Genomic DNA, 14,692 nt, shown 5'->3' with positions numbered 1-14,692 from the left:
CGGAAGGCTGGAAATCCGCAGGCTTCCGTGTGATTCCGCCCCCGCTGCGTCGGCCCCGCGTCGGCCGCGCGCCAATCCTCACCGCTCCCGCGTAGGCGCCTCGATTCGCACCACGCCACTTCGTGGCGTCCCCGGTCTCATGGAGTCATCCTGTGACCGTGGCCTCGCCGGCAAAGAACAAGCGCTTCCTCGTGCTCCAGGGCGGGGCTCAAGGCGGTGCCGCCCGCGATGGAGCGGTGCCGTCGAGCGAGCGCGTTCCTGCGCCGCCCGACAGCGGCTCGCTCAAGGTTCGAGAGCTGGTCGCACCGGCCTCCCCCGCTGTTGCCGACGAAGACCTCGACCGCCTTGAGGTGCCGGCGGCGGTCGTTTGCGCGCGCTGCGGCGACGTCGATTGCCTCGGCTGCGATCCCGACGAGGAGCGCTCCGGCTTCTTGACCATCGTGCCCTGGGAACGCGATGGCTCGTCGCTGCGCGGCCTTTGGCTCACGGCGCGCCTCGCGACGGAGCAGCCCGAATCGTTCTTTGAGGCGCTGCCTGATGGCGCCGTCGCTCCAGCGCTTCGCTTCGCGCTGCTCTCGGAGCTCGCCGCGGCCTCGGCCCTGATGCTCGGGGCCGCCAGCGGCGTAGGCTTGCTTCTGCCAGCGCTCTCCGCCGAGGTCGTCGTGTCGGATGGCGCGCTGGCCTTTGCCGCCCGTTCCACGGTGGTCGGCTTGCCGCTCATCGCGCTCCTCCTCGTCGGTGCGCACGCGCTGCATGCGTTGGCCCTCGACCGGGCGGCTCGCAACTCGGGCGCGCGCGGTCAGCGCACGCGTGCGCTCCGCTTCGGACTCTACGCCGCCGGTTGGGACATCGTCCTGGGCCCCATCGGTCTCGTCGCGTTGCTGTTATCAGAGGGACCAGCCTCGGCCTTCGCCACGTTGACCAAGGCCGGCCGCGCGCCCGGCCGGGCCTCGCGGGCCTTCTTGCGCGGTGCCTACGGCCTGTCAGGCGACGCCGCCGAGCGAGCCCTTCGCGGCGGCTTCCGCGGCGCGGCGTTGGCCGTCGTTCTTGCGGCCGTCGTGCTGTTGGCGCTCTCCGTGGCCTTCGTGGTGGCGCTGGCGTCCCGCGTCTGATCAGGGCGCGCTACCGAGCCGAAAGACGTGGTCATGCGCGGCGTCGTCGTGGCAGAGGACGCAGCCCTCCGGTTTGCCGTCGACGACGACCTCACCGTCGGCCGCTACCACCACGAAGCGCCAGTCGCCGTGAGCGGGGTCGAAGCCGGCAGCCATCTTCTCCATGGCCATGACGGGGCCGCGCTTGCCGTCGCCACCTCGCTCCCAGTGCTCCTTGATGAAGAGCGCCCCGACGGGAAAGGTCCCCGCGTGCTTTGCGAAGGCCTCGGTCGCGCCCTCGTTGGCGTAAAGCAGAGCGTCGAAACGAGCACCCGCGTGCCCCGCCGACACGAAGCGACCCGAAAGCTTCCCCAGCCGCGTGCGGAAGTCGGCGGGCAGGACCGTCAGGGGGCGCGGCGCCGCGCCGGCGTCGGCCGCGCGAGGCCCCGGTCGCATCGCCTGCGAGACGCCCACCGGCGACTCCGGCGGCTTGTCACAAGCCGCGGCCGTGGCCGCCGCAGCGAGCGTCAGAAGAAGACGCCACCTTCGAGCGATAGCGTCCATTGGCGAGTGCTTTGTAGCCCGTAGTTTTCGGAGTCGGGAGGCGTCGCGTCGATCAGGAACTGGCCGCCGACATACAAGATTTCATACTTGTAGGTTGCACCGAACATCATGCGGTGCCGGTGCACGCGCACCTTGTCGAAGGTGGCGAAGTTGTTGAAGTCGACGTTGTTGTCCGCGCCGCTCGCGAGCTTGTTGCGGCACGAGGGAACGCCGGTCCGCGGGTCGGGGCCCGCGTAACCGCACTCGCGGAGCGCGTCGGTGTTCGGCGTAAAATCGGTGATCGTCGAGTCGCCGAAGATGAAGAGGCGCTGGTAGCCGACGTGCGGCGTGAGCGTCGCCGAGTCGGCGATGGGGATCGGCTTGGACGCCTTGACGTCGAAGCCGACGGCCGTGAGGTGGAACTTCGAGGTGCCCGTCAGCGTGCGAACGCCGCCGCCGACGGAGAAATCGGGCAAGACGCCCAGGGCGCCGCTGCGGAACCCCTCAAGGAGTGACCAGCGAGCGTCGGCGCCGACGACCCAAAGGCTGGACCCGCTGATGGTTCCCAAGGCTCCGACCAGTTCGAAACCGAAGGGGAGACCCTTTCTGGCTTTGAGGGTGTAGACGGACAGGAGCGAGTTGGGGCTCGTGTTCTCGCGCGAGAACTGGTTTGAGCCGGTGTCTTTGCTGCCTTGCGTGCCCTTGCGCCAATAGGAGGTCGTCGAGCGATCGTCACCGATGCTCTGGCCGTCGCTGTTCACCTTGGTGTAAGCCGCCTCGATGGTCAGCGCGATGCCGCCGATGCCTGTGGTTCGGGCCGGGTAGTTGGCCGTCGGGGCGATGGCGAAGCCCAACTCGGACACGTAGTTTCGGAACGCCATGTTGTCCGGCCGGCAGTTGAGGCTGGTCGGCAAGGTGCCGGCGGCGAGGGCTTTGTCGGGCGAGGCCGCGATGCTCTGGCACGTCTCGCCGGCGGGGAGGTTCGGCGGCTGAAGGACGAGCCGCTCCGGCGTCGGATCCAAATCGCCGGCCAATGCCAAGCGAGGAAGGCCGAGGAAAAAGGCACAGATGGCGAGGGCGGTTACGGTCCGCAAGCTGCTCGGAAGGTACGTGCGGCAGCGCGCTTGCGTCAACGACTCAATCGACTTGCCCCCCAAGAACGCGGCCCGGCCGTCGCGCCGCGTCGGGCGCCGTCTCGCCGCGGGCGCCGTCTCGCCTCCGGGCACCGTCGTCGGGGAGGCGCCGCCGGCGTTCTAGAACGGGCTTGGCACGGGCACCAACCCCGAGCCGAGGCGCGCCCCGTTCTCGATGAGGCGCGTGGTGGCAGAAACGAGCACGAAAAGCGGGCGGGGCTCGCCCGTCTCGGCGAGGGTCGAGCCGCCTTGCGCGTGCATCGCGACGGTGTTGTTGGCCAGCACCGAGTCGTCGAGGAGGCCGCTGCCGGAAGCGAAGGCTACGCCGACGCTCTTGCTCGAGAGGATCGTCGTTCGCAGAATTGACGCCGAGGCTCCGGCCACGAAGACCCCCATGCCGAAGCTGCCGCCGTCGTCGCTATCGGTATCCATGATGGTCGAATCCACGACGCTCGCGCGGCTGCCTTCGCTGATGACGCCGATGGCAATGGACCGGTTGCTGACAAATGCCGAACGCTCGATCTCCACCGTCCCCCCCGTCTGAACCGAAATGGCGTTGCCGCCGCTGCCGGCGCGAGAGCGCGTATGGGTGACGAGGACCTCGCTCAACTTGGCGGTGCCCCCGTCGAGGAGGAGCGAGGCCGCCGTTGCGTTTCGGACGGTGGAGCGGCTCATCGCAAGCACCGAATGGGGCGCGACGGCGAGGGCGTATCCGCCAATGTCCCCGGCCACAGGAGCGGTGTCCGCCACGAGGCTCTCCACGATGCTCGCGCTCCCGGTGCCCCGGATCCGCAGACCGAGGTTTCGCGATGCGAGGGCTGCCACGCTGCGCAGCGTGGCGCGCGCGCGGCCCTCCGTGACAAGCGCGGCCCCCTCCGTTGTCGGAGCCGCCTGCCCGGCAGCACGCGCGATGGTGACGCTCGTGAGCTCGGCTTCCGCCGCGCCTTGAAGCGCCACGTCGGTGCGTCCGTTCTCAGCAAAGGTCGTCTCTTCGGCAAAGGCGGACCCGGCGAAGGCGAAGAGCCCGGCGCCGTCGGCGCTGTCGGAGGGGCGCGTGCCGGCGACTACCGAACCGCGAATGGACACGGTGGCGCCGCTCTCGAGCAAGAGCACGCCGTTTTCCCGGTTGTCGAGGATGGCCGACTCTTCGATGTCGAAGGTCGCGCCCTTGCCGGCCACGGCCCCTACGCCGGCGCTCGAGAGCGCGTTCGCGCTGGAGGATGACCGTCCGCTCTTGATGATGGAGCGGGAAACGCGCAAGCTCGTTCCCGCATCGAGCGCTGCGACGTTGGTGAATTCGTTGTCGGCGAAGACGCTGTCCTCAACGCGCGCCGTCGATCCTTGTTGCACGAGAAGTCCGTAGGCCTCCCTGGTGCCGGGCACCATCGTGCCGCCTTCCACGACGACGTTCGAGAGTTCGAGCGTGGCTTGCTGCGCGGAGAAAATCCCCGCGCGTCGTGATCCCCGCACGATGACGTCGCGCATCGCAAGTCTGCCGACGACGTGCATTCCGTACTCAAAACCATCGATCGTGAAGCCGCGAAGGCTGACGTCCCGCGTGCGCACCAACAGACCTTTGGTGGCCGTGCCGGCGCCGCTCACGAGCGTCTCCGCCGGACACCGGCCGACCAGGGTGACGGGCTTCGAGATGTCGACGGACTCAACGTAGGTGCCGCGGTCGATGGCCACCGTAGCGCCGCTGGGGGCAGCGGCGATGGCAGCGCCGATGGTTCGAAAGTGGGTCTTGTCGAGCTCGACGGCGGCGTAGTCAGCGCGGACGAAATGGGTCGCTTCTGGCGGCGGAAACGCGTCACAGCTCGCGACGGGAACGCAGTCGCGTACCCCGAGGCGGGGCCGCTCCGCTTGGGGACACGAGCCCTGCGTGAGGATCGGCGAGCAGCCCCAGCCGCCCTCGGCTCGCTCGAAACCGGCCGCGCAGCGCGTGACGCCCACGGCCACGCACTCGACCGATCCCACCTGGCTCCGCGTCCCCGCCGGGCATTCGCGAGGAGGCAAGATGGGAACGCAGCCACGCCCGCGCTCCTCCGCACGAAAGCCCGCGGTGCAAGGCGGGCGCTCCGAGTTTGCCGTCGGCTGGGCTTGGGGGACGGGCGCCGCCGTATCGCTGCATCCGAACACAACCCCGAGCGCGAGCAAGAGACCTCGCGGCATGCCAAGGCGCGCCACGAGGCCGCCAGTTTGGGGTCGGGATGACACGAGTGTCACGGGGCGAGCGCGGTCCGTGCGGGAAGGATACAGTGTTCGTCGAGGAAATGGCGTTGGCACTGCTGTTGCGGAGGAACGAACCATGATGGTGACTAAGCGGCGATGGCTCCTCGTCTCGCTCGCGTGCGCGCCGCTCGCGTGCGGCGCCTCGGGCGACGCGTTGTCCTCCTCAGCGGAACGGGGCGCGTTTCCCGGTGATCCCTCCGCCTCTGGAGCGACCGCCGGAGGGGCGTCGAGCGACGCGGCCGCCCCCGAACGTGAGCTCGAATCGCTCTACGAGGCTCCCGTAGCGACGGGCCGATACGTGTGGACTGCAAACCCGCGCAGCGGGCGCGTGGCCTTCGTGGACGCGACCACGCTCGCGGTGCGCACCCTCGAAGCCGGCAATCAGCCGACCTTCCTCGCGACGGTTCCGCCGACGTGTGCGCCGAAGCCTTGCGACGACGACAAGGTCATCGTTCTGAACAGCGGCTCAAAGGACGCCACGCTCATCGGCGTTGGAGCGACCCTCGACGTGGCCACGGTGCCGGTGCCGAGCGGCGGCAATCGTTGGGCTGTCGCGCCCAACGGCCTCACGGCCATCGCGTGGACCGACGCGCGCCGCGAGGCCAGCGCGCCCAAGACCCTCGGTTTTCAAGACGTGTGCATCGTCGACCTCGCGACCCGTCGCTCCACGGTCCTCGCCGTCGGCTACCGACCTGTCGCGATTGGCTTCTCGGCCGCCGGTGACAAAGCGTTCGCGGTCACGCAAGACGGGGTCTCCGTTGTTGAGCTCGCGACGGCGTCGGGCCCGCGCGTATCCAAGAACGTCGCGCTCTCCGACGCACCGCTAGAGGATCCCGGCTCTCGCGACGTGTCGCTCACCCCCGACGGCGCCTACGCGCTCGTGCGTCGCGACGGTGCATCGACGCTCACGGTGATCTCGCTCGTTGATGGGACGCGCAAGACCGTCACGCTCGACGGGCCCGTTACCGATCTCGACCTTGGGCCCAACGGCGACCGCGCCATTGCGGTCGTTCGGAGCACCGCCAAGGCCGTCATCCTGCCCATTCCGCAGATTTGGAACGACCCTTTGACCTTCGACACGGTGACGCTTCCCGGCGAGACCGTTGGGTCGGTCGCGTTCGCGCCCGAAGGCAGCCGCGCACTCCTCTACACCACCGACCCGTCAGTGGAACGCATGAGCGTCCTCGACTTCTCGACGACGCCGGCCACGACGCGGCCCACACGCTTGTACTCACCGGTGCTCGCGGCGTTCCTCGCGCCATCAGGCGCCCACGCCGTCATCTTTCATCCGCCGGTGAGCGCCAGCGCCGGTGGGCCGGCCACGAGCGCCTTCAGCCTCGTGCCGCTCTCCGCCGAGCTTCCCGCGAAGATTGTGGCCACGGAAGCGCCTACGATGCAGGTGGCCATCGCGCCGGAGAGCGATCGGGCCATCATCACGGAGCGCGACGATCGGTCGAAGGTCTACCGGGCCTCCCTCGCGAGCTTCCCGTCGCTCATGGTTCAGCGCTACACGCTGGCGAGTCCGCCCATTGCCGCTGGCGTCGCCGCGCGGTCGCGGCGCGCCTTCGTCGCACAAGAGCACCCCGAGGGACGCATCACGTTTATCGACTTTGCGACGGGCGCCGCGCGCACGTTGACGGGCTTCGAGCTGGCGGCGCGCGTCGTCGATGGATCGGTGGGGCGATGAGGCCGATGAGCGTTCGTGACCGGTCGTTGATGCCTCTCTTTCTCGTCCTCGCGGCGGGAGCCGGCCTTGCTTGTGGCGAGCGCGCCGACGTGTGGAACGACCCCATCCGCATCGGGGCGCGTCACGGGCTCGTCGACGCGGTTGCCGTCGTCGACGAGTCGGCGAAGCGCGTCGTGCTCGCTGTGCCGGAGCCAGACCTCGGACTCGCGCGGAGCTCGGTGGCCGTCGGGCCCAACGTTGTGGCCACGGCGCTCTCGCGCGATCGCACGACACTCTTCGTCTTGTCTGCCGGCGACCAGCCGCGTCGTGAAGAGAAGGACGCCCGCCCGTCGCTCACCGTCATTCGCCGCTCCGGCGGCGCCACGATCCACCGCACGTTCGCCCTCAAGAACGCGCAGAGCGCGTTGACGCTCGACCCGCTGGGGCGTTACGTCGCGCTGCACGCAGCGCCGGCGGGCACGGCGAACCTCAAGGCGTCGTTTGTGGAGAACCCCAACGAGGTCGTCGTCCTCGACCTCGACGATCCGTCGACCGACTCGGCCGCCACCTCCCGCACGCTGCGGAGCTTCGGCGGCACGCCTCGCCGCTTCACGTTCACGCCGCCGCTCTCGCTCCCCGGGGGCTCGCGGCGACTGCTCATCGCCGAGACGGAGCAAGACGTCGCGCTGCTCGACCTCGATCACCTGAAGGACAAGCCGGAGCGCCCCGAGATCACGGTGCGCCTCGGCAGCGGCAGCACGAGCAAGGTGCTGAAGCCTGCGGGCCTCGTCTTCGACGATGGCGAGCCGACGCGCAACGACGACACCCGCATCGCCATTCGCAGCGAAAGCGACTCGAGCGTTGTGACGCTCACCCTCGGACCGGCGACGGCGGCGGCGGCAGGCACCACGCCGCCCCCCAACGCCAACGACTTCTCGCCCACCGTCAACCTCGTCGACGTCGGCGGCCCGCCTTCGGATCTCGCCTTCGTCCGCACCGACGGCGGTCTTCGACTCGCCGCGATCGTCCCCGGCATCTCCAGCGCCGTGCTCGTCGAACCCGAGACCGGCGTGACCGACAAGGTGACGTTGCCGGCACCGTTCACGCGCGTGTCGCTCGTCACGCGAGACGTTGCCGCCGTGGCCGCTCCGGCGGCAAGCTCCGATGTGGCGCTCCTTTGGGGCGGCTCGGGGGCGGGCGTCGCGTTCTGGTCTCTGGGCAGGACGAGCGGCGTGCCCTATCGCTCCGTTGAGTTCGTCTCGGTCGGCGGTGCCGTCGCGTCCGTCAAGGACGTGCCGCCGCCGCGACCCGAGCTCAAGGTGCTCGAGCTTGGCCGCGGGACTTCTGGCGCCTCCGGCACCGCGAGCTTCGCGATCCTCAACCTCAAGGACCGCACGGCCTCGCCGCTCGTGTCGACGGCGAACGCCCTCTCGCTCGAGGTCTCTTCCGACGGCGCTCGAGCCTGGGCGTTTCAACCAGGCACCGGCAAGCTCGCGGCCATCGGGCTCGCGGACGCCCGACCCCAGACGCTCGACGTCGAGCGAAACATCGACGCCGTCTACGACATCGAGGCACCCAGTGGCCGGGCCCTCGTGGCGGTGCACGCGCGAGGCGCCGTCGGCTTGACGCTCCTCGACGCACTGACGCCCGATCCGGCGCGCACCGTCGCCTATTCAGGCCTTCTCTTGGAAGGGGTGCAGTGATGCGCGTGCTCATGCGGCGACGGCTCAGCGTTGCTCTCCTCCTGGCCTCGTCTGCCCTCGCCGGGGGCGCGCGCGCCGATGAGCCTGCGGCAGCCCCGGTACCGGGCCCGGTACCGCCGTCGCCTCCGCCGTCCACGGGGGCAGCCGCCGCGCCAGTTGCTCCGCCGACCGTCGAACGCGCGCAGCCGGCTCCAGCACCGTCGTCGCCGAGCGAGGAGTCGCCCGGTGGCGCCGAGCCCGCGGAGGAGCCGAGTCGCGTCCTCACGGGAGAGCTCGGGGACCAAGCGAGACTCTTGGAAAATGTCGCTCGGCTTCCGGGTCGCATCCGTCGGCGACTCGACCTTCGACGCCTTCGCGAAGGGCGACGCGCTCGCCGGCGTCACGCTCGCGGCGTCGCGGACGCTCTTCGGTCGGGATCGGTTCGCGCTCGCGGCGGGCCTTGCGTGGGATCACGGCGGTCGAGGCTCCTCGATGCGAGGCCTCGCTGCAGGCCTCACGTCGGAGCGCTTCGCGCTTCCCATCGAGGCGCGCTTTCACCCACGGCCTCTGGTCTACGGTTTCGCTCGCGTGGCGCCCGGTGCGCAGCTCCTTCGTTTCGACGTCACCGATCCTTCGGCGCCGAGCCAGCTTCGCGGCTCGGCTTGGTCCTTTGCTACGGACCTCTCGCTGGGCGCTTCGCTCCTTCTGGGGCCGCACGCGGCGCCAACGCGGCATCGCGCGCGCTTCTGGCTCACGCCGGAGGTCGGCGTTCAACTGGCGACGGCGGCGAATCTCAAGCTCGAACCGACGGACCGCGACGATCCGCGGCCCGTGGCCAGCACGAAGCTCGGGGCGCTCTCGACCAACGGCGTCTTCTTCCGGATGACGCTCGACTTGTCTCTCTGAGCGGCAAGCTCTGCCCTCCAAGCCGCGTCGCGCGGTGACCCGCTAGGCGGCGCGTCACTCGAAGGCGCTGATCCCGGTCACGTCTTGCCCCAAGATCAACGTGTGCACGTCGTGGGTCCCCTCGTAGGTGGAGACCGTCTCGAGGTTGCAGAGGTGGCGCATCACCGGGTACTCGAGCGTGATGCCGTTGCCACCGAGGATGTCGCGGCACGTTCGCGCGATCTCGAGGGCTGCGCGCACGTTGTTGCGCTTGATCATGCTCACGTGTTGCGGCCGGAGCTGCTTCTGCTCCTTGAGCCGCGTCGCCTCGAGGGCCATGAGCTGCGCCGAGGTGATCTGCGTCAGCATCTCGGCGAACTTTGCCTGCACGAGCTGGTGCGACGCGATGGGCTTGCCGGCGAACTGAACGCGGTGCTTCGCGTAGTCGAGGGCCGAATCAAAACACGCGTGCATCGCGCCGATGACGCCCCACGCAATGCCGAAGCGCGCCGACGTGAGGCATGAGAGCGGGCCCTTCATGCCGACGACGTTGGGGAGCACGGCGTCTTTCGGGACGCGGACGTCCTCGAGGATGAGCTCGCTGGTGACGCTGGCGCGGAGGCTCATCTTCTTGTGAATGAGGCGCGCTTCGAACCCCTTCGTCTCTGTGGGGACCAAGAATCCGCGGACCAGACCCTCGGGGCCGCCGACCTTGGCCCAGACGAGCGCGACTTGGGCCACGTTGCCGTTGGTGATCCACCGCTTGGTGCCGTTCAGGACCCAGTGGGCGCCGTCGTCGATGGCAACGGTGCGCATGCCCGCCGGGTTCGAACCGTGATCCGGCTCCGTGAGGCCGAAGCAGCCGATGATCTCGCCCTTCGCCATCTTCGGCAGGTAACGCTCCTTTTGCGCCTCCGAGCCAAAGGTGTGAATGGGGTACATGACCAAGCTGCCCTGCACGCTCGCGAAGCTGCGGACGCCTGAGTCGCCGCGCTCCAGCTCCTGCATCGCGAGGCCGTACGCGGTCTCCGACAGACCGGCGCAGCCGTAGCCCTGTAGATTGCACCCAAGTAGACCGAGGCCGGCGATCTCGCTGATGAGCTCGGTGGGGAACGTTCCCTTCTCGAAGTGCTCACCGATGCTCGGCAGGACGCGAGCGTCGACGAAGCGACGCACGCTCTCCTGGATGGAGCGCTCTTCGGGGGACAGGTGCCTCGCGAGGTCGAAGAAGTCGGGCATGCAGGCGGTCTAATACCGTCGGCGGTCGCCGTCCACGGCCACACGGAGCCTCGCCCTCTCGGTGCGGACAAAACGAAGAAGGCCCGCCGAGGCGAGCCTTCCATCGAGCCGTTAGAGTCGGCTACAGCCGGCCGCTCAGTTGCGGCGTCGACGCGCGAGGCCGGCGAGGCCGAGCGCGAAGAGCGCGCCACCGAGGAGCGTCGTCGTCTGGTTCTTCTTCTGGCCCACGACGTCGCAGCCGCAGCCGCTGTCGCTGCCGGGTGTGGCCACCACGGCCGGCGGCTCCTCGGCCTTCGGCGGCGGCGCGGCGAGCGGCTTGGCGCCGTTCGCCGTCACGTTGATCTCGACCTTGGACTCGTTGGGGTCGTTGGACTTGACGAGGATCTTCCCCGCCGCGGGGCCGGCGTTCTGCGGGACGAACAGCACTTCGAGCTCGTACTTGCCCTTGATGGCGATCTGCGTCGCCTTGCCGACCTTGAACTGCGGATCGGTGCTCTCAAACTCGACGGTGGCGCCCATCTCGCCGGTGTTGTCGATCTGAACGGTCTTCTTGACCTCTTGGCCGAGCGTCACGGTGCCCATGTCGAGCGACTTGGTGCGGACCTTCACGTTCGGGAGCGCGATGTGGAACGTGGCCTTGGGGAAGTTGACGGCGAGCGGGCCGTCGAGATCGCCGGGCGTCTTGGTCTTGTCGTTGCCGTAGGGCACCTGGGCGTCGGCGATGCCGGCGAGGTCGATGGTGAACGGGAGGTTGAAGCCCGCGATCGACGTGACCTCGACGACGGGACGGACCACCATGTTGCCTTCGTAGTCGAGGCGACCCTTCACGAGCGCTTCCACCTCGAGGTAGTCGGCGTCGATGGTGGGGATCTGGAGCTCTTCGCCCTCCTTCGTGAGGGGCTTGTTCGCATCGAGCTGGATCGACGTCGTCTTGTAGGTGAACTTCGGCGTCGTGGTCATCGCGACGGCGATGTTGCCCTCGATGGTGCTCTTGCTCGCGCCGAGCGCCTCGAAGGTCGTGCTGACGATCTTGCTCTCCGCAATGGGCGCGCTCGGGATGGTGAACTGCGCGCCGTTCCAGCCCCAGGGTTCGAACGGCGACTGGCCCTTGGAGTGCGGGTCGAACTTGCTGCCGGGGGCCTTGTTCAAGAGGCCGCTGGCGTCCCAGAACTTGTTGAAGGTGCCGAAGGCACCGGCGTCGACGGTGATCTCGACGCCCGGCTTGATGACGTATTCGGCGGAGAAGACGCCTTCCTTCTGCTGCGTGCCGAGGGACTTGATGGTGATGTTCTTGTCGTCACCCCAGCTCGCCTCGATGAGCGCGCCCTTGGACATGTCGACGCGAAGGAGATCCTTCTGCGGGTCGGTCTCGGGCTGGAAGCTGAAGCCAACCTCAAGGGCGACGTCGCTGTCGCCGAGGGACGTGCCCACGTTGAAGAAGCTGTCGCGGGTGCGCCAGATGAGCGGCGCCGTGGCGCTCGAGCTCTTGTCGGAAACGGCCTGGGCGCTTGCCAAGTCGGCGAAAAGGACGACGGACGAAAGGGCAGCGAGCGAAACAACCGAACGACGCGTCATTGAGCCTCTCCAGGAGCGAGCCGGGGCTGGTATTTCCGGCCGGCAGCGAGGCTGGTTTAGCATGCGACCAAAGAATACAAGTCAGATATTTTTGTACCCTGACCAAATCCTTCAAGCAGGAACGTAAGTGCACGTGATGGCGACCTAAATCGCTCTATGGACAACTTCCGAGTTGGCGCGCAGCGCGCGTCTCACCGCTGCGCGCGACGCGGCACGTCAAAGTCTTGAAATCACTGTACCTGCGCGGACTTCCAGCGCCATGCAGCGCACGTCCGCGTGCGTCGGCGCCGTCGGCGCGAGCACCAAGACGCGGGACTCGCTTCGCTGGACGAAGTGCTCCGCGAGCGGCGGCGCGCCGAGCCCCGCCGGCGCTACGAGTGACGCTGCCTCAACGACCGGCCCGTAGCCGAAGCGCGGCGCGAGCGTGGTCGCGTCGATGGTCGCGAGCTCACGGCTGCCGGTGCCGTCTTCGAGGACTGTGAAGACGAGCTGGCCCATGGCGGCGAGCGCCACGAGCTTGCGCTGCGGGAGCGGTGTACCGGCGGTGGCTCCGCTGGGCCAGGCAAAGAGCGCATGCCCCTCCGGCATGCGGAGGACCGCGATGACACCGCCGCCAGAGAGCACCGGCCTCACGCTCGGCTCGATGGCCTTGTCGCGGAGCGCCACGGGCTCTTGCATGTTGCGACCGTCGATGACGCTGACGTAGCTGCCGCTCCCGAAGAGGCCGCGCTTCTCTCCCGACACCAGGAGCAAGGGACCTTCGGCGGTGACCGAGACCACGGTCTCCGCGTCGGGCATCGGCGCCCGGCCGGGCCCGGCGACCGTCGCCAACGTCATGGGGTCCAAGATCTCGAGGGTCTTTCCGCCCTCGCGGCCATGCAGCACCAGGAGCACGTCGTGCCACGCGGCCATCTCGACCCGCGACGGAAACGTGCGCTCTGCAACCACTGTCCCGTGACCTGCGTGGATGGAGAGGAGCGTCGAACCGCTGGCGCGCGCCACCAGCATCGGTTGCGGGTTCTGGAACCACACGATGGCCGGCGCGTTCGGCACGCGATCGTCGGGATCGACGGGGCGGGGAAGGACCGACCGCAACGTGACCTCGCCGGTCACCAGGTCGACGGTGGAGAGCGAGGCCCCCGACGCCACCACGACGGTGCGCCCAAAGACCGCGAGCCACACCGGTCCGTCGGGGATCGGGTGGCGCCAGAGCGCGATGCCCCGATGGAGGCGCAGGCCGATGAGGTTCGTGCCCTCCGCCGCCACGAGGATGTAGCGATGCTCCGCGTCGAAGCCGACGACGCTGCGCGCGAGCGATGACAGGCCGCCCGATTGAACGTCCGAACGCGGCACCGTCGCGGGGTCGACGCCGCGCGGACGGCCTGGTGCGGGCGGCAGCGGCGCCGGCGGCGCTTGCACGCCGGCGGCTTCGCGCGGGCGCGCCGCGGCGGGCAAGGGCGGCGGCCGATCGGTTGACGGCTTCTTCGCGTGAGGCGCCGGCGGCCTTGGCGCGACCATGAGCGGGGGCCGCTCGCGCGTCTCGAGATCGGCCGCCGAGAGCGACACCGGATCGACGTCGCTGTCGGAGATGGGGGGCGGCGCGACGAAGACCATGGAGCGCGATTCCGGCGCGTTCTCGATGACGAGCAGGTCGGGTCGCGTCGGCGCCGACGCGGGGCTCTTGTCCTCGAGGATCTCGCGGGCCGAGCGGAGCGCCGCCTGCATGGCGCGCGCCGAGGCGAAGCGATCGTCCATTGCGAACGCGAGGGCGCGGTCCACGACATCGGCGACGAGCGGCGGGAGGCGCGGCGCCGCGTCGAGAACGGAGCGCACCGGTTGGGTCATCGCGAGGAGGAGCTCCTCATGCGTGGTCTCGGCGATGCGCGGCTTCTCGCCCGAGAGGACCGCAAAGAGCACAGCGCCGACGGCCCAGACGTCGGTGCGCCCGTCGACGAGGTTCCAGCGACCGCGCGCCTGCTCCGGCGGCATGAACGACGGCGTTCCCATGCCGGCGCCGTGTTGCGTCTGCATGCCGTCGTTGGGGCCCTCGAAGAAGCGCGCGATGCCGAAATCGAGGACCTTGATCTCACCGGAGCGCGTTCGAAAGAGGTTGGCCGGCTTGATGTCGCGGTGAACGATCCCCGCGTCGTGAGCCGCTGCGAGGAGATCGAGCACCTCCTCGGCGACGCGCAGGCTCTCGACGATGGGGAGGCGCTCCTCGAAGGTGGCCCAGCGCTCGAGCGTGTGGCCCTCGAGCATCTCCATCACCAAGAAGACAGCGCCGTCTTCCGTGTGTCCGTCTTCGAAGATGGGCACCAGGCCCGGGTGATCGAGCTTCTTGGCGATGGCCCCTTCGCGCAGAAAGCGCCGCACGAGATCGTCGCGCGCGGAGAGCTCCGGGTGGAGAATCTTGATGGCGAAGCGCTGACCCGACTCGAGCTCCGTGGCCGCGTACACGGCCGCGCTGCCGCCGACGCCGAGCAGCTCGTCGAGCCGGTAACGCCCGACGATCGTCGAGCCGACGCGCTCGCGGGCGCGCGCCGTCGGCCCCTCGGGGCGGTAATCGTCTTCGGATGAGCTGGGAGCGTTGGTATGCTCCCTACCGTCCGACGGGCGAGTCATCGCTCAACCGTATCAGTCCGGGAG

The 14,692-nt window shown here is 69.1% G+C and carries 11 protein-coding genes; 5 read left to right on the top strand and 6 right to left on the bottom strand.

The window, feature by feature from the left end:
- The first annotated feature begins 152 nt into the window (after positions 1–152).
- A complete protein-coding gene (locus IPG50_14365; GenBank protein ID MBK6693373.1) occupies positions 153–1,112 on the top strand; it encodes a hypothetical protein in 960 nt (319 codons plus the stop codon).
- Here the strand turns inward: IPG50_14365 and IPG50_14360 are convergent, their stop codons facing one another.
- Both IPG50_14360 and IPG50_14355 read right to left on the bottom strand, forming a co-directional pair.
- Complete coding sequence (locus IPG50_14360) at positions 1,113–1,655, bottom strand: cytochrome P460 family protein (GenBank protein ID MBK6693372.1); 543 nt, start codon at positions 1,653–1,655, stop codon at positions 1,113–1,115. It abuts the gene before it with no gap.
- The gene (locus tag IPG50_14355) at positions 1,619–2,674 is read right to left on the bottom strand and encodes a hypothetical protein (protein ID MBK6693371.1); all 1,056 of its coding nucleotides are present in this window, start codon (positions 2,672–2,674) and stop codon (positions 1,619–1,621) included. The genes IPG50_14360 and IPG50_14355 overlap by 37 nt, the downstream gene beginning before the upstream one ends.
- Positions 2,675–2,702: 28 nt before the next feature.
- Here IPG50_14355 and IPG50_14350 point away from each other — a divergent pair, with 28 nt between their 5' ends.
- Positions 2,703–2,891, top strand: a complete 189-nt coding sequence (locus IPG50_14350) for a hypothetical protein (protein ID MBK6693370.1) — start codon at positions 2,703–2,705, stop codon at positions 2,889–2,891.
- Here IPG50_14350 and IPG50_14345 read toward each other — a convergent pair.
- Entirely contained in the window at positions 2,888–4,984 is a 2,097-nt protein-coding gene (locus IPG50_14345) for a hypothetical protein (GenBank protein ID MBK6693369.1), read from the bottom strand. The genes IPG50_14350 and IPG50_14345 overlap by 4 nt on opposite strands.
- A 91-nt stretch (positions 4,985–5,075) precedes the next feature.
- On the opposite strand from IPG50_14345, the gene IPG50_14340 reads away from it, so the two are divergent.
- The 3 genes from IPG50_14340 (at position 5,076) to IPG50_14330 (ending at position 9,253) form a co-directional block, all read left to right on the top strand.
- Positions 5,076–6,686, top strand: a complete 1,611-nt coding sequence (locus tag IPG50_14340) for a hypothetical protein (protein ID MBK6693368.1) — start codon at positions 5,076–5,078, stop codon at positions 6,684–6,686.
- A gap of 5 nt (positions 6,687–6,691) precedes the next feature.
- Positions 6,692–8,368: a hypothetical protein gene (locus IPG50_14335; protein MBK6693367.1), complete on the top strand. Its 1,677-nt coding sequence runs from the start codon at positions 6,692–6,694 to the stop codon at positions 8,366–8,368.
- A gap of 300 nt (positions 8,369–8,668) precedes the next feature.
- Positions 8,669–9,253: a hypothetical protein gene (locus IPG50_14330; GenBank protein MBK6693366.1), complete on the top strand. Its 585-nt coding sequence runs from the start codon at positions 8,669–8,671 to the stop codon at positions 9,251–9,253.
- Between the two features lie 54 nt (positions 9,254–9,307).
- Here IPG50_14330 and IPG50_14325 read toward each other — a convergent pair whose 3' ends face one another.
- From IPG50_14325 to IPG50_14315, 3 genes are all read right to left on the bottom strand, one after another.
- Entirely contained in the window at positions 9,308–10,471 is a 1,164-nt protein-coding gene (locus IPG50_14325) for an acyl-CoA dehydrogenase family protein (protein ID MBK6693365.1), read from the bottom strand.
- Positions 10,472–10,606: 135 nt separating this feature from the next.
- Entirely contained in the window at positions 10,607–12,046 is a 1,440-nt protein-coding gene (locus IPG50_14320; GenBank protein MBK6693364.1) for a hypothetical protein, read from the bottom strand.
- A gap of 216 nt (positions 12,047–12,262) precedes the next feature.
- Positions 12,263–14,668, bottom strand: a complete 2,406-nt coding sequence (locus IPG50_14315; GenBank protein MBK6693363.1) for a serine/threonine protein kinase — start codon at positions 14,666–14,668, stop codon at positions 12,263–12,265.
- Between the last annotated feature and the right edge of the window lie 24 nt (positions 14,669–14,692).

Source organism: Myxococcales bacterium (assembly GCA_016703425.1).
Taxonomy (GTDB): Bacteria; Myxococcota_A; Polyangia; order Polyangiales; family Polyangiaceae; genus JADJCA01.
The sequence above is the reverse complement of the archived record's forward strand: the minus strand, read 5'-3'. Positions and strand labels throughout refer to the sequence as shown.